This is a genomic window from Pseudoduganella lurida (genome assembly GCF_007830455.1).
Lineage (GTDB): Bacteria > Pseudomonadota > Gammaproteobacteria > Burkholderiales > Burkholderiaceae_D > Rugamonas > Rugamonas lurida.
Window position 1 is genome coordinate 50,507 of sequence record NZ_VLLB01000010.1, and the last position, 19,752, is coordinate 70,258.

General features: G+C 64.2%; 18 protein-coding genes. All 18 read right to left on the reverse strand.

Going from position 1 to position 19,752, the window contains the following annotated elements; all coding sequences use genetic code 11:
- Positions 1 to 13: 13 nt before the first annotated feature.
- The 18 genes from hisH to IP91_RS22065 all read right to left on the reverse strand — a co-directional run bounded on the left by hisH (position 14) and on the right by IP91_RS22065 (position 19,396).
- Positions 14 to 652, reverse strand: coding sequence for an imidazole glycerol phosphate synthase subunit HisH (gene hisH, locus IP91_RS21980; protein WP_145652008.1), 639 nt, complete (start codon positions 650 to 652; stop codon positions 14 to 16).
- Positions 653 to 672: 20 nt separating this feature from the next.
- Entirely contained in the window at positions 673 to 1,275 is a 603-nt protein-coding gene (gene hisB / locus IP91_RS21985) for an imidazoleglycerol-phosphate dehydratase HisB (RefSeq protein WP_145652010.1), read from the reverse strand.
- Between the two features lie 15 nt (positions 1,276 to 1,290).
- Positions 1,291 to 2,397: a histidinol-phosphate transaminase gene (gene hisC, locus IP91_RS21990; protein WP_145652012.1), complete on the reverse strand. Its 1,107-nt coding sequence runs from the start codon at positions 2,395 to 2,397 to the stop codon at positions 1,291 to 1,293.
- 10 nt (positions 2,398 to 2,407) lie between these two features.
- Positions 2,408 to 3,394 (reverse strand): DNA-methyltransferase, encoded by a 987-nt coding sequence (locus IP91_RS21995; protein ID WP_145652014.1) that lies wholly within the window; start codon positions 3,392 to 3,394, stop codon positions 2,408 to 2,410.
- The gene (gene hisD, locus IP91_RS22000) at positions 3,391 to 4,716 is read right to left on the reverse strand and encodes a histidinol dehydrogenase (RefSeq protein WP_145652016.1); all 1,326 of its coding nucleotides are present in this window, start codon (positions 4,714 to 4,716) and stop codon (positions 3,391 to 3,393) included. Before hisD ends, IP91_RS21995 begins: the two co-directional genes overlap by 4 nt.
- On the reverse strand, positions 4,717 to 5,397 hold the full coding sequence (hisG, locus tag IP91_RS22005; protein ID WP_145652018.1) for an ATP phosphoribosyltransferase: 681 nt from the start codon (positions 5,395 to 5,397) through the stop codon (positions 4,717 to 4,719).
- 12 nt (positions 5,398 to 5,409) lie between these two features.
- Positions 5,410 to 6,660, reverse strand: coding sequence for a UDP-N-acetylglucosamine 1-carboxyvinyltransferase (gene murA / locus IP91_RS22010; protein WP_145652020.1), 1,251 nt, complete (start codon positions 6,658 to 6,660; stop codon positions 5,410 to 5,412).
- A gap of 13 nt (positions 6,661 to 6,673) precedes the next feature.
- Positions 6,674 to 6,910 carry a BolA family protein gene (locus tag IP91_RS22015; protein ID WP_145652022.1) on the reverse strand — a complete coding sequence of 79 codons (237 nt, stop codon included), beginning with the start codon at positions 6,908 to 6,910 and terminating at the stop codon, positions 6,674 to 6,676.
- A gap of 25 nt (positions 6,911 to 6,935) precedes the next feature.
- Entirely contained in the window at positions 6,936 to 7,694 is a 759-nt protein-coding gene (locus tag IP91_RS22020) for an ABC transporter permease (RefSeq protein WP_145652023.1), read from the reverse strand.
- Positions 7,691 to 8,605 carry an ABC transporter ATP-binding protein gene (locus IP91_RS22025; RefSeq protein ID WP_145652025.1) on the reverse strand — a complete coding sequence of 305 codons (915 nt, stop codon included), beginning with the start codon at positions 8,603 to 8,605 and terminating at the stop codon, positions 7,691 to 7,693. The genes IP91_RS22020 and IP91_RS22025 overlap by 4 nt, the downstream gene beginning before the upstream one ends.
- A gap of 148 nt (positions 8,606 to 8,753) precedes the next feature.
- Positions 8,754 to 9,083, reverse strand: a complete 330-nt coding sequence (locus tag IP91_RS22030) for an STAS domain-containing protein (RefSeq protein WP_229474823.1) — start codon at positions 9,081 to 9,083, stop codon at positions 8,754 to 8,756.
- 56 nt (positions 9,084 to 9,139) lie between these two features.
- Complete coding sequence (locus IP91_RS22035) at positions 9,140 to 9,775, reverse strand: MlaC/ttg2D family ABC transporter substrate-binding protein (RefSeq protein ID WP_145652027.1); 636 nt, start codon at positions 9,773 to 9,775, stop codon at positions 9,140 to 9,142.
- 117 nt (positions 9,776 to 9,892) lie between these two features.
- Complete coding sequence (locus IP91_RS22040; protein WP_145652029.1) at positions 9,893 to 10,726, reverse strand: MlaA family lipoprotein; 834 nt, start codon at positions 10,724 to 10,726, stop codon at positions 9,893 to 9,895.
- On the reverse strand, positions 10,726 to 11,196 hold the full coding sequence (mlaD, locus tag IP91_RS22045) for an outer membrane lipid asymmetry maintenance protein MlaD (protein ID WP_145652031.1): 471 nt from the start codon (positions 11,194 to 11,196) through the stop codon (positions 10,726 to 10,728). The genes IP91_RS22040 and mlaD overlap by 1 nt, the downstream gene beginning before the upstream one ends.
- Before the next feature lie 113 nt (positions 11,197 to 11,309).
- Positions 11,310 to 12,095: a lipid asymmetry maintenance ABC transporter permease subunit MlaE gene (gene mlaE, locus IP91_RS22050; RefSeq protein ID WP_145652033.1), complete on the reverse strand. Its 786-nt coding sequence runs from the start codon at positions 12,093 to 12,095 to the stop codon at positions 11,310 to 11,312.
- Positions 12,092 to 12,895, reverse strand: a complete 804-nt coding sequence (locus tag IP91_RS22055; protein ID WP_145652035.1) for an ABC transporter ATP-binding protein — start codon at positions 12,893 to 12,895, stop codon at positions 12,092 to 12,094. Before IP91_RS22055 ends, mlaE begins: the two co-directional genes overlap by 4 nt.
- Positions 12,896 to 13,190: 295 nt before the next feature.
- Entirely contained in the window at positions 13,191 to 14,654 is a 1,464-nt protein-coding gene (locus IP91_RS22060) for a glutamate synthase subunit beta (RefSeq protein ID WP_145652037.1), read from the reverse strand.
- A 23-nt stretch (positions 14,655 to 14,677) separates the two neighbouring features.
- Positions 14,678 to 19,396, reverse strand: coding sequence for a glutamate synthase-related protein (locus IP91_RS22065; protein ID WP_145652039.1), 4,719 nt, complete (start codon positions 19,394 to 19,396; stop codon positions 14,678 to 14,680).
- Positions 19,397 to 19,752 lie beyond the last annotated feature (356 nt).

Below are 19,752 nucleotides of genomic sequence, written 5' to 3' on the forward strand. Positions count from 1 at the left end.
AGGGTTGGTGGACTCAGGGATTCCAGTGGACGAAGTTCTTGTACAGCTGCAGGCCGGCGGCCGCGCTTTTCTCCGGGTGGAACTGGGTGGCGAAGATATTGTCGCGCGCGGCCACGCAGCAGAACGGGCTGCCGTACACGGTCTCGCCCACGCTGTGCGCCGGGTTCTCCGGCTGCGCGTAATAGCTGTGCACGAAATAGAACCAGGCGTCGTCGTCGATGCCTTCCCACATCGCGTGGGCGGCGGTCTGCTTCACCTTGTTCCAGCCCATCTGCGGCACCTTGAAGCGCGAGCCGTCTTCCTGCAGCTGGCCGTCGAGCCGGAAGCGCACCACCTTGCCGGGCAACAGGCCCAGGCCGGCGGCATCGCGTTCCTCGCTGCTGTCGAACAGCATCTGCTCGCCAACGCACACGCCCAGCATGGGCTTCGAGGCGGCGGCACGCAGCAGCGCATCCTGCACGCCCGACTCGCGCAGGCTGCTCATGCAGTCGAGCATCGAGCCCTGGCCGGGCAGCACGATGCGGTCGGCATCGTCGATATCGGCCGGGGTGCCGGAGATCAGCACGTTCGCTTCCGGCGCGACGGCGCGCAGCGCCTGCGCGACGGAGCGCAGGTTGCCCATGCCGTAGTCCACTACAACAATTTTTTTCATGGTCTGACAGACTGGCGGGATTACAGGCTTCCTTTGGTGGAAGGAATCGTGCCGGCGGCACGCTCGTCGCGTTCGGCGGCCATGCGCAGCGCGCGGCCAAACGCCTTGAACACCGTCTCGCACTGGTGGTGGGCATTGGTGCCGCGCAGGTTATCGATATGCAGCGTGATGCCGGCGTGGTTGACGAAGCCGCGGAAGAATTCCAGCGTCAGGTCGACGTCGAACGTGCCGATCATCGCACGGGTAAACGGAATGTGGTATTCGATGCCCGGGCGGCCCGAGAAGTCGATGACGACCCGCGACAGCGCTTCGTCCAGCGGCACGTAGGCATGGCCGTAGCGGCGGATGCCCTTGCGGTCGCCGATCGCCTTCGCCACCGCCATGCCCAGCGTGATGCCCACGTCTTCCACCGTGTGGTGGTTGTCGATGTGCGTGTCGCCCGTGGCCTTGATGTCCAGGTCGATCAGGCCGTGGCGCGCGATCTGGTCCAGCATGTGGTCCAGGAAGGGCACGCCGGTGTCGAGCTGCTGCACGCCGGTGCCGTCCAGGTTCAGGGCGACGCGGATCTGCGTCTCGTTGGTGTTGCGGATGACTTCTGCGGAACGTGTTGCAAGTGAGTTCATGAGGCGCTCTGGGGTTTAGGATTTGTCCGCCAACGATGCGTTCAACGCGTCGAGGAAAGCGGCGTTCTCGTCCGGCGTGCTGACGGTAACACGAAGGCAGTTCGCCAGCACACTGTGCATTTTACTTAAATTCTTGATCAGGATTTTACGCGTTACCAGTTTGGCATGAATGCTGTCGGCATCCGGCACCCGGATCGTGATGAAATTGGCGGCGGACGGGTACACCTGCACGCCCGGCACCGCGGCCAGCGCGGCCGTCAGGACGGCGCGCTGTTCGCGCAGCAGCCGCGCCTGTTCGTTCAGCACCTCGACATGGTCGAGCGCGAATTCGGCAGCGGCCTGCGTCATCACGTTGATGTTGTACGGCGGCCGCACTTTCTCGAACTGCGCCAGCAGCGCCGGTGCCGCCGACATGTAGCCGAGGCGGATGCCGGCCAGGCCCAGCTTGGACAGGGTGCGCATCACGATCAGGTTGTCGAACTCGGGCAGACGCGGCATGAAGCTCTGCTGCGCGAACGGTTCATAGGCTTCGTCGACGACCACCAGGCCCCGCTCGCCCTGCGCGCGCAGGATCGCTTCGATGTCGTTTGCATCGAACAGGTTGCCGGTGGGATTGTTCGGGTAGGCCAGGAAGATCAGTGCGGGCCGGTGCTGTTCGATCGCGGCGAGCATGGCCGGAAGATCGAGCGTGAAGTCTGCCTTCAGGGGGACCCCCACGAAGTCCATGCCGGCCACCTGGGCCGAGCGCTGGAACATCACGAAGGCGGGCACCGGGGCCAGCATGACGGCGCGGCGGTCCTCGCGTTCCTGTGTCGCGCAGGCGGCGGCCATGATGGCGATCAGCTCGTCGGAGCCGTTGCCGAGCAGGACATCGTAGCCGGCCGGGATGCCCAGCTTCGCACGGATGCGCTCCTTCAGCGGGCCATATGCGGCGGCCGGATAGCGGTTCAGGGCCACGTCGGCCAGGCGCTGGCCCAGTTCGCGGCGCAGCGCTTCCGGCAGCTGGTACGGGTTTTCCATCGCATCCAGTTTCACGAAGCCGCTGGCATCCGGCACGTGGTAGCTTTTATCGCTGCGCACGTCGGGGCGGATGGTGTTGGTGATCAGGGTGTCGAGGGACATGGGAGCTCGCTTATTCGGTGGTTTCAGTAATGCTGGGCTGCTTGCGCTTGCGTTTTACCGGCTTCGGGGCCGAAAGGCCGGGGTCAGACCCCGGCGTCTTGGCGCGGACTGCGGTGCGTGCGCGAGCCGTTGGGTCAGACCTCGGTGTCTCCGCGGCTGCGGGTGATAGCTGGGCCGAGGGTGGCGCGAGGCGTTCGGTGGCGATGCGGCAGTAGTCGGGATTCAGTTCGAAGCCCGTGAAGTGGCGGCCCGTGTTGCGGGCGGCGACGGCCGTGGTGCCGCTGCCCATGAACGGGTCGAGCACCACGCCGCCCGGCGGACACGAGGCCTTCACCATGCGCTCGATGATCTCGAGGGGCTTCTGCGTGGGGTGGTCGACCCGCTCGGCATGCTGCCGGTGCAGGCGCGACACGCTCCACACATCCTTCGGGTTGTAGCCCTGCTCCAGCCATTTCGCGCCCACGAAGATGGAGCGCGAGCGGGCCTTCTTGGTGGCCGCGTCGTACGGGATGCGCACCGCGTCCAGGTCGAAATAGTACTGCCTGCCACGGACAAAAAAACCGACCGTGTCGTGCACCGACGAGTAGCTGCGCACGCTGCCGCCCATCGACGGCACGCGGCGGTCCCAGACGATTTCGTTCAGCATCGTCATGCGCCGCTTCAGCATCACGAAGATCTCGGGCGAGTAGCGCCAGGTGGTGAAGATGTACAGGCTGCCATTGTCCTTCAGCTTCGGCAGCGCCGCATCGATCCACCGCTCGGTCCAGGCCAGGAAGGCCTCTTCGCTCTGCTGGTCGGAGCCGTTGCCGTAATCCTTGCCCAGGTTGTACGGCGGATCGGTGAGGATCAGGTCGATGGTGCCGTCGGGAATGCGCTGCAACCCTTCCAGCGCATCCTCGCAGAACACTTTGTCGAGCCAGGGGGCAGGTGCGCCGGGCGCAGACCCGGCTTGCGCAGGCAGGCCGCCGGCCACCGACTCTGCGCCTGCCGTTTTCATGGCCCTGGTTTCATTCGCAGTTCCGCACTGCGCGCGTGCGCCTGCAGGCCTTCGCCGTACGCCAGTTCCGCGGCGACCTTGCCCAGCGTTTGCGCGCCGGCCTCGCTGACCTGCAGGATCGACGAACGTTTCTGGAAGTCGTACACGCCCAGCGGCGACGAGAAGCGCGCCGTGCGCGACGTGGGCAGCACGTGGTTCGGACCGCAGCAGTAGTCGCCCAGCGATTCGGACGAGAAGCGGCCCAGGAACAGCGCGCCGGCGTGGCGGATCTTGTCCGCCCACTGCTGCGGTTCCTCGGCGGAGATCTCCAGGTGCTCGGCGGCGATGGCGTTGGCGATCTCGCACGCTTCGTCCATGTCCCGCACCTTGATCAGCGCGCCGCGGTCCGTCAGCGACGTGGTGATGGTGTCCTGGCGCGGCATCGTCGGCAGCAGCTTCCGGATCGATGCTTCCACCCGCGCGATGTAATCAGCATCGGGGCACAGCAGGATGGCCTGGGCCAGCTCGTCGTGCTCGGCCTGCGAGAACAGGTCCATCGCCACCCAGTCCGGGTCCGTGGTGCCATCGCAGATCACCAGGATTTCCGATGGGCCGGCGATCATGTCGATGCCCACGGTGCCGAACACGCGGCGCTTGGCGGCGGCGACATAGGCATTGCCCGGGCCGACGATCTTGTCGACCGGCTGGATCGACTCGGTGCCGTAGGCCAGCGCGGCCACGGCCTGCGCGCCGCCAATGCCGATCACGCGATCGACGCCGGCGATGGCGGCAGCGGCCAGCACCATCTGGTTCTTCACGCCGTCCGGCGTGGGCACGACCATCACGATCTCGCCCACGCCGGCCACTTTCGCCGGCACGGCATTCATCAGCACGGACGACGGATAGGCCGCCTTGCCGCCCGGGACATAGATGCCCACGCGGTCCAGCGGCGTGATGCGCTGGCCCAGCACCGTGCCATCGGCCTCGGTGTAGCTGAAGCCCTGCAGCTCATCCTTCTGGCGTTCGTGGAAGACGCGGATGCGCTCGGCGGCCGTCTGCAGCGCGGCGCGTTGCTTCTCCGGCAGCGCGGCCAGTGCCGCGTCCAGTTCATGCTGGCCGATCTCGAACGCCCCCAGGTCCGCCGCGCCGCCGTTCGGAATGCGGTCGAATTTGTTGGTGTACTCGACCACGGCTTCATCGCCGCGGGCACGCACCTGCGTGATGATGTCGCCGACGGCCTGTTCGATGGCGAAATCCGTCTCTGCTTCGAACGCGAGCAGCGCGTCCAGCGTTTCCTGGAAATCGATGGCGGTGGAGTCGAGCTTGCGGAGTTGGATCATGATTTATTTCGCTTGAGCAGAGGCGCGTTCGAACGCTGCCAGGATCGGTTGCAGGCGGGCGCGCTTCAGTTTCAGCGCGGCCTGGTTGACGACGAGGCGCGACGAGATGTCCATGATCTCCTCGACTTCCACCAGGTTGTTGGCGCGCAGCGTGCTGCCGGTGCTGACCAGGTCGACGATCGCATCGGACAGGCCGACCAGCGGCGCCAGCTCCATCGAGCCGTACAGCTTGATCAGGTCCACGTGCACGCCCTTCTTGGCGAAGTGCTGGCGTGCCATCTCGGTGAACTTGGTGGCCACGCGCAGCCGGGCGCCCTGGCGCACCGCCGTCTCGTAGTCGAAGCCCGCCTTGACGGCCACCGACATGCGGCAGCGCGCGATGTTCAGGTCGATCGGCTGGTACAGGCCTTCGCCGCCATGCTCGAACAGCACGTCCTTGCCGGCCACGCCGAAATCGGCCGCGCCATGCTGCACATAGGTCGGCACGTCGCTGGCGCGCACGATCAGCACGCGCACGTTCGGGTCATTGGTCGGCAGGATCAGCTTGCGCGACGTCTCCGGATTTTCCGTGACGGTGATGCCGGCCGCGGCCAGGAGCGGCAGCGTGTCCTCGAAGATGCGGCCTTTCGACAGCGCGAGGATCAGCTGCGAGCTGTCGGCAGCCTGGCTTGCCTGGGTATTCATGGTTCGTTACGCTTATTTGAGGCGGGTGATATTGGCGCCGACGGCGGACAGTTTCAGTTCCATGCGGTCGTAGCCGCGGTCCAGGTGGTAGATGCGGTCGACCAGCGTTTCGCCTTTCGCGGCGAGGCCGGCGATCACCAGCGAGGCCGAGGCACGCAGGTCGGTGGCCATCACGGGCGCGCCGATCAGCTGCTGCACGCCGGTGATCGTGGCCAGGTTACCGTCGGTGGTGATCCGCGCACCCAGGCGGTTCATTTCCTGCACGTGCATGAAGCGGTTCTCGAAGATGGTTTCCTGTACCGTGCTGCCACCATCGGCGATCGTGTTCACGGCCATGAACTGCGCCTGCATGTCGGTCGGGAAGCCCGGGTACTCGGTGGTGCGGAACGACACGGGCGTCGGGCGCGCATTCATCTGCGCGCGGATCCAGGTGTCGCCCACCGTCAGCCGCACGCCCATCTCGCGCAGTTTTTCCAGCGCCGCATCGAGGATGTCGGTGCGGGTGTTGCGGATCGTGATGTCGCCGCCCGTGGCCGCGACGGCGCACAGGAAGGTGGCCGCTTCGATGCGGTCCGAGATCACGGCATGCGCGGCGCCGTTCAGCGCCGGCACGCCCTGGATCACCAGGCGGTCGGTGCCGATGCCGTCGATCTTCGCGCCCATGGCCACCAGCAGGTTGGCCAGGTCCGTCACTTCCGGCTCGCGCGCGGCGTTTTCCAGGATCGTTTCGCCTTCGGCCAGCGTGGCGGCCATCAGCAGGTTTTCCGTGCCGGTGACCGTGATCATGTCGCTGGCGAAGCGGGTGCCCTTCAGTTTTTTCGCTTTCGCATAGATGTAGCCGCCATCGATCGAAATCTCGGCGCCCAGCGCCTGCAGGCCCTTGATGTGCTGGTCGACGGGGCGCGAACCGATCGCGCAGCCGCCCGGCAGCGACACCTTGGCTTCGCCGAAGCGGGCCAGCAGCGGGCCGAGGACGAGGATCGAGGCACGCATGGTCTTGACCATCTCGTACGGCGCCTCGAGTTTATCGATCCGCGAACCGTTCAGCGTGACCTTGTCGCCATCCTGCTCGACCGACAGGCCGGTGGCGCGCAGCAGTTTCAGCATCGTCGCCACGTCGTGCAGGTTCGGCACGTTCGACAGCTGCAGGTCGCCGGCCGTCAGCAGGCCCGCGCACAGGATGGGCAGCGCGGCATTCTTCGCGCCCGAGATCTGGATGTCGCCGACGAGGCGTTTGCCGCCGGTGATGAGCAGTTTGTCCATGCGAGAGGTCCTATCAGCCTTTGAATTCTTCGGGGGTCAGCGTCTTCATCGACAGCGCGTGGATCTCCTCGCGCATGCGGTCGCCCAGCGCCGCGTAGACGATCTGGTGGCGCTGGATCGGCCGCTTGCCGGCGAACGCATTGGAGACGATGACGGCGGTGAAGTGCTGGCCGTCACCCTCCACTTCCAGGTGGGTGCACTCGATGCCGGCGGCGATGTAGCCGTGGATTGCTTCGGGGGTCGTGGTCATGATGATTCCTTGAATGCTTGGTAGATCAGTGGCGCAGCCGGCCGGAGCGCAGCAGGCTGATGGCCAGCAGCGCCAGGGCCACCAGGAAGGCGGCAACGATGGCGAGGCTGGTCCACGGATTGACGTCGGACTGGCCGAAGAAACCGTAGCGGAAGCCGTCGATCATGTAGAAGAACGGGTTCAGGTGCGAGATGGTCAGCCAGAATGGCGGCAGCGAATGGATGGAGTAGAACACGCCGGACAGGAACGTCAGCGGCATGATCAGGAAGTTCTGGAACGCGGCCAGCTGGTCGAATTTCTCGGCCCAGATGCCGGCAATGAGGCCCATCGTGCCGAGGATCGCGGCGCCGAACAGCGCGAACACCAGGATCCACAGTGGCGCCTCGAACGACATGTGGGCGAACCAGGCGGTGACGACGAACACGCCCAGGCCCACGGCGATGCCGCGCACCATGGCGGCGATCGTGTAGGCCGAGAAGATCTCCCAGTGCGACAGGGGCGTGAGCAGCACGAACACCAGGTTGCCCGTGATCTTCGACTGGATCAGCGACGACGACGAGTTGGCGAACGCATTCTGCAGCACGCTCATCATCACGAGACCGGGCACCAGGAAGGCCGTGTACGACACGCCCGGATAGACCTCCACGCGGCCTTCCAGCACATGGCCGAACACCAGCAGGTAGAGGATGGCGGTGAGGATCGGCGCGGCGATCGTCTGCGTCGCCACCTTGTAGAAACGCAGCGTTTCCTTGTAGACGAGGGTGCGGAAACCAGTCGAGATCACAGTGCGCCCTTTTCCATAATTTGCAGGAAGATGTCTTCCAGGTCGGCCTGCTGCAGCTGCATCTCGTCGATGACGGCGCCGTTTGCGCGCAGGCGGGCCAGGATCTGCTCCACTTCCGAATACTCGTTCACTTTGAGGCTGTATTTCTTGCCGCTGTCCACGGGCTCCGCATGCAGCACCAGGTGGCGCAGGTCGTCAGGGATATCGCCCGCCTTCAGGTGCACGATCAGCTGCGAACCGGCCACCTTGCGGATCAGCGAGGACATGGTGTCCAGCGCCACCACCTGGCCGGCCTTGAGCATCGCCACGCGCTTGCACATGGCCTGCGCCTCTTCCAGGTAGTGGGTGGTGAGCACGATCGTGTGGCCTTCGCGGTTCAGGCGCGAGATGAACTTCCACAGCGTCTGGCGCAGTTCCACGTCCACGCCGGCGGTCGGCTCGTCGAGCACGATGACGGGCGGCTTGTGCACCAGCGCCTGCGCGACCAGCACGCGGCGCTTCATGCCGCCGGACAGCGCGCGCATATTGGTATCGGCCTTGTTCGTGAGGTCGAGGTTCTCCATCACCTCGTCGATCCACTTGTCGTTGTTCGGCAGGCCGAAGTAGCCGGACTGCAGCCGCAGCGTTTCGCGCACCGTGAAGAAGGGGTCGAACACCAGTTCCTGCGGCACCACGCCGAGCTTGCGGCGCGCGGCGCGGAAGTCGGAGACGACATCGTGGCCATGGATCTGCACCGTGCCCGCATCCGCGCGGTTCAGGCCCGCGATGATGGAGATCAGCGTGGTCTTGCCGGCACCGTTGGGGCCGAGCAGGCCGAAGAATTCGCCTTCCTCGATGGAGAGGGACACGCCACCGAGTGCCTGCAGCGACTTGTAGCGCTTCTGGACATTACTGATTTGGATTGCTGTCATGCGTGTTCGTTCGTTTGGGCAGATGCCATTGGACTGCGGCCGCGCACCAGGCGGGCAGGTGTCCCTTTAGCAAGGACAACGGTCAATTATAGGGGAATTTCGGTGCGGCCACGCCGTGGCCGGCAAAAACGAAGAGGGCAGGCGGGGGTCAATGTCGCTGCAGGTCGACCGGGGAGTGGTCGGTGCAGGCAGCTTCGCCCAGTTCGGGCGAAACGAGGGCGCAAACGCCATACAGGGAGGTGAGGCTGCGCAGCATCGGCGGCAGGTTCACGAGGTGCAGGTTAATGCCGGCGCCGTGCGCGGCGCGCTGCCAGGCCAGCATCACGGACACGGCGGCGGAATCGACTGCCGCTACGTTGCGCAGGTCGAACTCGCCCTGGCCGGCACGGATGGCGGCCAGGCCGTGCTCCAGCGCGGCGGTGGCGTTGTCGACGGTCAGGGCCGTCAGGGACAGCATGTTGTTGGCACTGTCGTTCACGGGTTCGAACCTTGTTGTGCAGTGAAAGGGCCGGCATGTGCCGGCCCCGTATTGTATTACGGCTTCTTGGTCTGCAGCGGACGGCTGGCCAGCTGCTTGTTCTTCGCGGCCAGCGTCTTGATCAGGCCATCGATGCCGCCCTTGCTGATCTCGGTGTTGAAGGTGCCCTTGTAGGTTTCCACCAGCCAGGCGCCCAGCACGTTGATGTCGTAGATCTTCCAGCCGTCGGCGTTCTTCGCCACGCGGTAGTTCAGCAGCACGGGTTCGCCGCGGCTCATGTTGACCTGCGAACGCACTTCGACTTCCGTGTCGCCCGCGTCGGCGCGCAGCGGCTTGAACTCGATCGTTTCGTTACGCACCTGCGACAGCGCGCCGGAGTACGTGTAGACGAGCAGCGTGCGGAACTCGGTCGACAGGGCCTTCTTCTGTTCCGGCGTGGCATCGCGCCAGTGACGGCCGGCGGCGAGCGACGTCATGCGGTCCGAATCCACGTACGGCAGGATCTTCGTTTCGACCAGGTTGATCACCTTGCGGGTGTCGCCGTTCTGGATGTCCTTGTCGGACTTGGCGGTGTTCAGCACGTCGGTGCTGATGCGCTTGACAAGCTGGTCCGGCGCTTCCTGGGCGGCGGCGAAACCGGTGGCGGCAAAGGCCAGGGTGGAGACGGCGAGCAGTTGCTTGAGCAGTTTCATGTTTACCTTTCAGTGGAGGGTGCAGCTGCGACCATTGTGCAGCCGGGCCGTTGATTATAACGACCGGGGCTGGACGGCGTCGCTGCGCTTACCTGTGCTTACGGCGCTTACGTCTGCTTACTGTGCCGGCGCTGGCGCAGGCGTGGTTTCAGGCGCTGGCGCAGGCGTGACGTCCGGCGCCGGGGCCACGGCGGGCTTCTCGCCATCGCCGGTCGGGTTCACGGCCGGCTGGTCCGGGACGTTTTCGCCTTTCTGTTCCGGCACGTCCCCGTCATACACCTGGCTCTGGCGGCGCTGCAGGTAACCATCGCGGATGAATTCATAGCGGTCCAGCGCGGCATCTTCCAGCAGCGACGAGGCATCCAGCAGCGCGGCGCGCTGGTCGATGATGCGCAGGCCCACGCCGATGTTGCGCACATGGGTCGGATCCTTGTAGGTCCATGGATCGGCCGCGAAGTCCAGCGGCAGGCCGACCGTGTCACGCAGGGTCGACGGGCCCAGCAGCGGCAGCATCACGTACGGGCCGGACTGCACGCCCCATTTGCCCAGCGTCTGGCCGAAGTCTTCGTTGTGCTTCTGCAGGCCCGCTTCGGAAGCGATGTCGATCACGCCCAGGAGGCCCAGCGTGGAGTTCAGGGCCACGCGGCCCACGTCCGAGGCGCCATCCTTGAATTTGCCCTGCAGGAGGTTGTTACCGGCGGTCCACACGTCACGCAGGTTGCCGAAGAAGTTGTTCACGCCGGTCTGCACGAACGTCGGGGTGATGTTCTTGTAGCCGGTGGCGACGGGCTTCAGCGCGTAGGTGTCGACGGTGTCGTTGAACTTGAAGACACCGCGGTTCCAGGTTTCCATCGGGTCGCGGCGGTCCGGGCCGACGGCGCAGCCGGACAGCGTGGCAACGGCCACGAGCGGGATTGCCAACTTCAGCAGGGTGGAGGCTTGAAGGCGCATCAGTTTGCATCCTTTCCATCAGCAGCTTTGCTGTAGATAAATTGATTAATCAGGTCTTCCAGCACCGCCGCCGACTGCGTGCGGGCGATCTTGTCGCCCTGGACGAGGTTCTTCTCGTCGCCGCCGGCCTCGATGCCGATGTATTGCTCGCCCAGCAGGCCGGCCGTGAGGATCTTGGCCGAACTGTCTTTCGGGAACTTGTAGGTCGAATCCATTTCCAGCGTCACGGAAGCCTTGTACGACTTGTCGTCGAAAGCCACCTGCGCAACGCGGCCCACCACCACGCCCGACGCCTTCACCGCGGCCTGCGGACGCAGGCTGCCGATGTTGTCGAACTTGGCAGTGATTTCATAGGTCTTGGCCAGCGAGAACGTGCTGTTGTTGCCGGCCTTCAGGGCCAGGAACATCAACGCGGCCACGCCGAACACGACGAACAGGCCCACCCACACATCCAGAGATTTGCGTTGCATAAAACTTATCCTAAAGGTTTTTGGTCATTCGCGCCGGTCGGTATTGCCGCGAGTGTTATTTACTGAACCGTATTACTGAACTTGCTGGAACTTCGTTGTATTTCGGTGGGACGTTACTTGCTGAACATCAGCGCGGTCAGCATGAAGTCCAGCCACCAGATCATCAGCGAGGACACGACCACCGTGCGGGTGGTGGCGCCGGCCACGTCTTCCGGCGTCGGCCGCGTTTCGTAGCCCTGGTACAGCGAGATGAAGGTGATCGCGATGCCGAACACGACGCTCTTGACGAAACCGTTGAACACGTCCTTCCACAGGTCGATGCCGCCCTGCATCTGCGACCAGAACGCGCCGGCATCGACACCGATCAGCTTCACGCCGACCAGGTAGCCGCCGAAGATGCCCACCGCCGAAAAAATCGAGGCCAGCAGCGGCACGGCGATGACGCCGGCCCAGAACCGGGGAGCCAGCACGCGCTGGATCGGGTTCACGGCCATCATTTCCATGGCCGACAGCTGCTCGCCTGCCTTCATCAGGCCGATCTCGGCCGTCAGCGACGTGCCGGCGCGGCCCGCGAACAGCAGGCCCGTGATGACGGGACCCAGCTCGCGCGTCAGGCCCAAAGCCACCAGCAGGCCGAGCGATTCGGAGGCGCCGTACTTCGTCAGCGTGTAGTAACCCTGCAGACCCAGCACCATGCCCACGAACAGGCCGGACAGCGTGATGATCAGCAGCGAACGGTTGCCGATGAAGTGCAGCTGCTCGATCACGAGGTAGGGCCGGCGCATCATGCCCGGCGACAGCTTCAGCATCTGGAAGAAGGTGCGCGTGGCGTAGCCGAGGCTTTCCACATAATCGCGCGCGGTATTGCCGACGCCGGCCAGCAGGCGGCGGCCGATCATGCGCGGCCTCCCAGGCCCAGGTCATCCGCCAGCGATTTGCCGGGATAGTGGAACGGCACGGGGCCGTCGCTTTCGGCGTGCACGAACTGTTTGACGTAAGGATCGGTGGACACCATCATCTCGGCCGGGGTGCCGTGGGCAACGATCTTGCCCTGCGACAGGAAATAAACATAGTCGGCGATCGTGAAGGATTCCTTCACGTCGTGCGACACGAGAATGCTCGTCGACCCCAGCGCGGCGTTCAGGTTGCGGATCAGGTTGGCGGTGACGCCCATCGAGATCGGGTCGAGGCCGGCAAACGGCTCGTCGTACATGATCAACTGGGGATCGAGGGCGATGCTGCGGGCCAGCGCCACGCGCCGCGCCATGCCGCCGGAAATCTCGCCCGGCTTCAGTTTCGCCGCGTTGCGCAGGCCGACGGCGTGCAGCTTCATCAGCACCAGGTCGCGAATCAGTTCTTCCGGCAGGTCGGTATGCTCGCGCAGCGGGAACGCCACGTTCTCGAACACGGTGAGATCGGTGAACAGCGCGCCATGCTGGAACAGCATGCCCATCTTGCGGCGCAGCAGGTACAGCTCCTTCGTCTTGAGCTGGTGCACCACCTGGCCATCGACGCGGACCTCGCCCTTGCTGGGGCGCAGCTGGCCGCCGATCAGGCGCAGCACCGTCGTCTTGCCGCTGCCGGAGCCACCCATGATCGCGATCACCTTCCCTTTCGGGAAGTCCATGTGCAGGCCCGCGAGGATAGCCCGCTTCCCGTAGGAGAAGTGCAGATCGCGGATTTCGACTAGGTTTGCCAAGGCAGAAGCTCTTTATTTTTTGATGGCATATTGTAATGCAGAAAGCTCATACTCTGCCGGCGCGCCCTTCGAAGACGCTCATGCAGCCCAGCTTCGGGTGTAAATAGTACAACATTACTAACTGCTGAGTCAGTAATTTACAATTGGCAAAGCGTGTTAATGCGCCGCAAGGCAAAACCGGGGACAGACCCCTGTTTTGAAGAAATTTCCTCAGAAATGGGGACAGACCCCATTTTCCAGGAAATATTTCCCGAAAAAGGGGGTCTGTCCCCATTTTTTATGCAACTTTCTAGACTCAGCGTGGCAGGACGGAGTGGCCCATCAGGTACTCGTCCACCGCGCGGGCGCACTGGCGGCCTTCGCGGATCGCCCACACCACCAGCGACTGGCCGCGGCGAATGTCGCCGGCGGCAAAAATGCCCGGCTTGCTCGTGACGTAGGCATTGGTGCCTTCTGTGGCGGCGCGGGCATTGCCGCGGCCATCCTTCTCGACGCCGAACGCTTCCAGCACCTGTTGCACGGGCGAGACGAAGCCCATCGCCAGCAGCACCAGGTCGGCCTTCACGTCAAACTCGGAGTTCGGCACTTCGACCATCTTGCCGTCTTTCCATTCGACGCGGCAGGCCACCAGTTTTTCCACTTTGCCGCCCTTGCCTTCCAGGCGTTTCGTGGCGACGGCCCAGTCGCGCTCGCAGCCTTCCTCGTGCGACGAGGAGGTGCGCAGCTTGGTCGGCCAGTACGGCCAGACCAGCGGCTTGTTTTCCTGTTCCGGCGGCTGCGGCATCAGTTCGAACTGGGTGATCGCCGTGGCGCCATGGCGGTTCGACGTGCCCACGCAGTCGGAACCCGTGTCGCCGCCGCCGATCACGACCACGTGCTTGCCGGTGGCCTTGATCTGGTCCTTGACCTTGTCGCCGGCGTTGATCTTGTTCTGCTGCGGCAGGAAGTCCATCGCGAAGTGCACGCCCTTCAGCTCGCGGCCCGGCACCGGCAGGTCGCGCGGCTGTTCCGCACCACCGGCGATGACGACGGCATCGAATTCCTTCTCCAGGTCTTCCGGGAAGATGGTTTCCTTGGCCCAGTTGTTGACGCTGGCCGGGAAATCCTTGCCCACCAGCGTGGACAGGCGGAACTTCACGCCTTCCGCTTCCATCTGTTCGATGCGGCGGTCGATGTGGAACTTCTCCAGCTTGAAGTCGGGGATGCCATAACGCAGCAGGCCGCCGGCACGGTCCGATTTCTCGAACACCGTCACGTCGTGGCCGGCGCGGGCCAGCTGCTGTGCTGCCGCCAGGCCGGCCGGACCGGAACCGATCACGGCCACTTTCTTGCCCGTCCTGTGGTCGGCCGGCTGCGGCTTGACCCAGCCATGTTCCCAGCCTTCGTCGATGATCTTGTGCTCGATCGACTTGATGCCCACCGCATCGCTGTTGATGCCCAGCGTACAGGCGCTCTCGCAAGGCGCCGGGCAGATGCGGCCCGTGAACTCGGGGAAGTTGTTCGTCTGGTGCAGCACGTCCAGCGCCTGGCGGTAGTGCTGGCGGTACACCAGGTCGTTCCAGTCGGGGATGATGTTGTTGACGGGGCAGCCCGAGTTGCAGAACGGGATGCCGCAGTCCATGCAGCGTGCGCCCTGCACCTTGGCCTGCTCGTCCGTCAGCTTCAGCACGAACTCCTTGTAGTTCTTCAGGCGGCTTTCCGGGGCCAGGTAGCTTTCGTCCTGGCGCTCGAATTCCATGAAACCGGTGATTTTGCCCATTTTCGTTCTCTTTCTCGTTATCTTTACGCGGCGATCGCCTGGGTTTCCGCTTCGATCGCGGCGTTGTCGGCCAGCTCGATCAGGGCGCGCTTGTACTCGTTCGGGAAGACCTTAACGAACTTGCCGCGGCTCTCCGCCCAGTTGTCCAGCAACATGCGGGCGCGGGTGCTGCCCGTGTGCTTGAAGTGGCGCTCGATCAGGCGCTTGAGCAGCGTCTCGTCCGCTTCCGGCGTGCCATCGCGGTGCTGGGCGTGCCAGGTGGATTTGTCCAGCTGCTGCTCGGCCGCCGGCAGCACGCTTTCCAGGCCCACCATCGACAGGTTGCAGCGCTTCTCGAAATCGCCGTCCGGGTCGTACACATAGGCGATGCCGCCCGACATGCCCGCCGCGAAGTTGCGGCCCGTGGCACCCAGCACGACGACCGTACCGCCCGTCATGTATTCGCAGCCGTGGTCGCCGGTCCCCTCGACGATCGCCGTGGCGCCCGAGTTACGCACCGCGAAGCGCTCGCCGGCCACGCCATTGAAGAAGGCCTCACCGGAAATCGCGCCATACAGCACCGTGTTGCCGATGATGATGTTGTTGACGGCCCAGCCGCGGAATTCCGTGTTCGGCCGCACGATGATGCGCCCGCCCGACAGGCCCTTGCCCACGTAGTCGTTGCCTTCACCGACGAGGTCGATCGTGATGCCATGCGCCAGGAACGCGCAGGCGGACTGGCCGGCGGTGCCCTGCAGCTGGATGTGGATCGTGTCGTCCGGCAGGCCGGCATGGCCGTAGCGCTTCGCCACTTCGCCGGACAGCATGGTGCCCACGGTGCGGTTCAGGTTGCGCACCGGCGAGATGAACGACACGCGGTCGCCCTTCTCCAGCGCGGCCTTGGCCTGGGCGATCAGCTTGTGGTCCAGCGCCTTTTCCAGGCCGTGGTCCTGCTCCTCGTTGTGGTAGATGCACAGGCCTTCGTTCACCTTCGGCTGGTAGAAGATCGCCGAGAAGTCCAGGCCCTGGGCCTTCCAGTGCGTGATGGCCTTCGACTTGTCCAGCAGGTCGGAACGGCCGATCAGTTCGTCGTACGTGCGGATGCCAAGCTGCGCCATCAGTTGACGGGCTTCCTCCGCCACGAAGAAGAAGTAATTGACCACGTGTTCCGGCTTGCCCTGGAACTTGGCGCGCAGCACCGGGTCCTGCGTGGCGACGCCCACCGGGCAGGTGTTCAGGTGGCACTTGCGCATCATGATGCAGCCTTCCACCACCAGCGGTGCCGTGGCAAAACCGATCTCGTCCGCGCCCAGCATGGCGGCGATGACCACGTCGCGGCCCGTGCGCATCTGGCCATCGGCCTGCACGCGGATGCGGTTGCGCAGGCCATTGAGCACCAGCGTCTGCTGCGTTTCGGCCAGGCCCAGCTCCCACGGCGTGCCGGCGTGCTTCACCGACGACAGGGGCGAAGCGCCCGTGCCGCCGTCATGGCCGGCCACGACCACGTGGTCCGCCTTGGCTTTCGACACGCCGGCAGCGACGGTACCGATGCCCACTTCCGACACCAGTTTCACGGAGATCGAGGCGCGCGGGTTCACGTTCTTCAGGTCGTGGATCAGCTGGGCCAGGTCTTCGATGGAGTAGATGTCGTGGTGCGGCGGCGGCGAGATCAGGCCGACGCCCGGCACGGCGAAGCGCAAGGTGGCGATGTAGCCGGACACCTTGTGGCCTGGCAGCTGGCCGCCCTCGCCCGGCTTGGCGCCCTGCGCCATCTTGATCTGGATCTGGTCTGCCGAGTTCAGGTACTCCGCCGTCACGCCGAAGCGGCCGGACGCCACCTGCTTGATGCGCGAACGCAGCGAGTCGCCATCCTGCAGCGGGATGTCGACGACCACCTGGTCCTTGCCGATGATGTCGGCCATCGTCTGGCCCATCTTGATCGGAATGCCCTTCAGTTCGTTCTTGAAGCGGTTCGCATCCTCGCCGCCTTCGCCCGTGTTCGACTTGCCGCCGATGCGGTTCATGGCGATGGCCAGCGTGGCATGGGCCTCGGTGGAGATGGAGCCCATCGACATGGCGCCGGTGGCGAAACGCTTGACGATTTCCTTGGCCGATTCCACTTCATCGAGCGGAATGGCTTTCGACGGATCGATCCTGAACTCGAACAGGCCGCGCAGGGTCAGGTGACGGCGGCTCTGGTCGTTGATGATCTGTGCGTACTCTTTATAGGTGCTGAAGTTGTTGGCGCGGGTCGAGTGCTGCAGCTTCGCGATCGCATCCGGCGTCCACAGGTGGTCTTCGCCACGCACGCGGTAGGCGTATTCGCCGCCAGCATCCAGCGAATCGGCCAGCGTCGGGTCGTTGCCGAATGCCAGGTTGTGCAGGCGCAGCGCTTCCTCGGCGATCTCGAACAGGCCGATGCCTTCCACGTTCGAGGCGGTGCCCTTGAAGTACTTCTGGATCACGGACTTGTTCAGGCCCACGGCCTCGAAGATCTGCGCGCCGCAGTACGACATGTAGGTGGAGATGCCCATCTTCGACATCACCTTCATCAGGCCCTTGCCCACGGCTTTCGTGTAGTTGTACAGCGCCTGTTCCGGCGTGAGGTTGCCCGGCATGGCGTGCGCCAGGTCGGCCAGCGTTTCCATCGCCAGGTACGGGTGCACGGCTTCCGCGCCGTAGCCGGCCAGCAGCGCGAAGTGGTGCGTCTCGCGGGCCGAACCCGTTTCCACGACCAGGCCCGTCGAGGCGCGCAGGCCCTTGCTGACGAGGTGCTGGTGGATGGCCGACGTGGCCAGCAGCGCCGGGATCGCCACGCGGTCGGCGCACACGGCGCGGTCCGAGACGATCAGGATGTTGTGGCCGGACTTGATCGCATCGACGGCTTCCGCGCACAGCGAGGCCAGCGACGCTTCCACGCCTTCCTTGCCCCAGGCCAGCGGATAGCAGATCGACAGCTCATAGGACTTGAACTTGCCGCCCGTGTGGCCGCTGATGTGGCGCAGGCGCTCCATGTCGTCGAACGACAGCACCGGCTGCGACACTTCCAGGCGCATCGGCGGGTTGACGTTGTTGGTGTCCAGCAGGTTCGGCTTCGGACCGATGAAGGACACGAGCGACATCACCATCGCTTCGCGGATCGGGTCGATCGGCGGGTTCGTCACCTGGGCGAACAGCTGCTTGAAGTAGTGGTACAGCGGTTTCAGCTTGTTGGACATGACGGCCAGCGGCGAGTCGTTGCCCATCGAGCCGGTGGCTTCCTCGCCGGCGACGGCCATCGGCGCGAGCAGGAAGCGCAGGTCTTCCTGCGTGTAGCCGAAGGCCTGCTGGCGGTCCAGCAGCGCGGCCGGCAGTTTTTCGCCCTGCGCGTTGTACTTGGCCAGGTTGTGCTGCTGCTGGCTCTCGGCCAGTTTCAGGCTGTTCAGCTTGATGCGGACCGCGTTGATCCATGCCTTGTACGGCTTGGCGTTGGCATACGTGTCCTTCAGTTCCTTGTCGTCGATGATGCGGCCCGCTTCCAGGTCGATCAGGAACATCTTGCCCGGCTGCAGGCGCCATTTCTGGATGATCTTCGATTCGGGAATCGGCAGCACGCCGGATTCGGAGGCCATCACCACCAGGTCGTCGTCCGTCACGATGTAGCGGGCCGGACGGAGGCCATTGCGGTCCAGCGTGCCGCCGATGTAGCGGCCGTCCGTGAACGCCATGGCGGCCGGGCCGTCCCACGGTTCCATCATCGCCGCGTGGTATTCGTAGAACGCCTTGCGGTTCTCGTCCATCAGCGTGTGGTTTTCCCACGCTTCCGGGATCATCATCATCATCGCCTGGGCCAGCGGATAGCCCGCCATCAGCAGCAGTTCCAGCGCGTTGTCGAAGCAGGCCGTGTCCGACTGGCCTTCGTAGATCAGCGGGAACAGCTTCTGCAGGTCCTCGCCCAGCACGGCGGATTTCATGACGCCTTCGCGGGCGCGCATCCAGTTGAAGTTGCCCTTGACGGTGTTGATCTCGCCGTTGTGGGCGATCAGGCGGTACGGGTGGGCCAGCGGCCATTCCGGGAAAGTGTTGGTGGAGAAGCGCTGGTGCACCAGCGCCAGCGCGGAGATGCAGCGCGGATCCTGCAGGTCGCGGTAGTACACGCCCACCTGGTCGGCCAGCAGCAGGCCCTTGTAGACGACGGTGCGGGCCGACATCGACGGCACGAAGAACTCGTTACCGTGCTGCAGCTTCAGCGCCTGGATGGCGTGGCCGGACGATTTGCGGATCACATAGAGCTTGCGTTCCAGTGCATCGGTGACCATGATGTCCGCGCCGCGGCCGATGAAGATCTGGCGGATCACCGGCTCTTTCGCGCGCACCAGCGGCGACATCGGCATCTCGGTATCGACCGGCACGTTGCGCCAGCCCAGCACGACCTGGCCCTCGATGCGCACGGCGCGCTCGATTTCCTGTTCGCAGGCGATGCGCGACGCGCTTTCCTTCGGCAGGAAGACCATGCCCACGCCATATTCACCCGGCGGCGGCAGTTCGATGCCCTGCTTGGCCATCTCGTCGCGGTAGAACTGGTCCGGCACCTGGATCAGGATGCCGGCGCCATCGCCCATCAGCTTGTCCGCACCCACCGCGCCGCGGTGATCGATGTTCTTCAGGATCTGCAGACCCTGTTCGACGATCGAGTGGCTCTTCTGGCCCTTGATATGGGCGACGAAACCGACGCCGCAGGCATCGTGTTCATTGGCTGGGTCGTACAAACCTTGCGCGTTCATGGTCTTCTCCGAAGCTGCGGAGCCCTGAACACTCACCGTGGCGGCGTGCAAGGCTCCGGTTTTTTTGCATATTAAAAAACGAAAATCGAGAGTAGTGCATCGCACCAAAAAACTCAACCCTAACAATTAGGGTCGGAGTCGAATTATTCGCAACGCTGTTACGCAAAATATTAAATAGGGACATAGTGCTTTTGCGTACTACTAATCTGGCGATCGTGTCCAAATAAACGAAAAATTGCCCATCCTCTCCTACTTAGTCCCCAGCAAAATTTCCTAAAAACGGGGACTGTCCCCTTTTTTTGGAAATATTGCCCAGAATAAGCCTGTGAGTTTTGTTGCCACCATGCTATTCCCTA

Excerpts from the sequence above, each read along its gene's own strand:
- hisH (WP_145652008.1), bottom strand. The coding sequence starts at position 652 with ATGAAAAAAATTGTTGTAGTGGACTACGGCATGGGCAACCTGCGCTCC.
- hisB (WP_145652010.1), bottom strand. The coding sequence starts at position 1,275 with ATGAACTCACTTGCAACACGTTCCGCAGAAGTCATCCGCAACACCAAC.
- hisC (WP_145652012.1), bottom strand. The coding sequence starts at position 2,397 with ATGTCCCTCGACACCCTGATCACCAACACCATCCGCCCCGACGTGCGC.
- IP91_RS21995 (WP_145652014.1), bottom strand. The coding sequence starts at position 3,394 with ATGAAAACGGCAGGCGCAGAGTCGGTGGCCGGCGGCCTGCCTGCGCAA.
- hisG (WP_145652018.1), bottom strand. The coding sequence starts at position 5,397 with ATGAATACCCAGGCAAGCCAGGCTGCCGACAGCTCGCAGCTGATCCTC.
- murA (WP_145652020.1), bottom strand. The coding sequence starts at position 6,660 with ATGGACAAACTGCTCATCACCGGCGGCAAACGCCTCGTCGGCGACATC.
- IP91_RS22015 (WP_145652022.1), bottom strand. The coding sequence starts at position 6,910 with ATGACCACGACCCCCGAAGCAATCCACGGCTACATCGCCGCCGGCATC.
- IP91_RS22025 (WP_145652025.1), bottom strand. The coding sequence starts at position 8,605 with ATGACAGCAATCCAAATCAGTAATGTCCAGAAGCGCTACAAGTCGCTG.
- IP91_RS22035 (WP_145652027.1), bottom strand. The coding sequence starts at position 9,775 with ATGAAACTGCTCAAGCAACTGCTCGCCGTCTCCACCCTGGCCTTTGCC.
- IP91_RS22040 (WP_145652029.1), bottom strand. The coding sequence starts at position 10,726 with ATGCGCCTTCAAGCCTCCACCCTGCTGAAGTTGGCAATCCCGCTCGTG.
- mlaD (WP_145652031.1), bottom strand. The coding sequence starts at position 11,196 with ATGCAACGCAAATCTCTGGATGTGTGGGTGGGCCTGTTCGTCGTGTTC.
- mlaE (WP_145652033.1), bottom strand. The coding sequence starts at position 12,095 with ATGATCGGCCGCCGCCTGCTGGCCGGCGTCGGCAATACCGCGCGCGAT.
- IP91_RS22060 (WP_145652037.1), bottom strand. The coding sequence starts at position 14,654 with ATGGGCAAAATCACCGGTTTCATGGAATTCGAGCGCCAGGACGAAAGC.
- IP91_RS22065 (WP_145652039.1), bottom strand. The coding sequence starts at position 19,396 with ATGAACGCGCAAGGTTTGTACGACCCAGCCAATGAACACGATGCCTGC.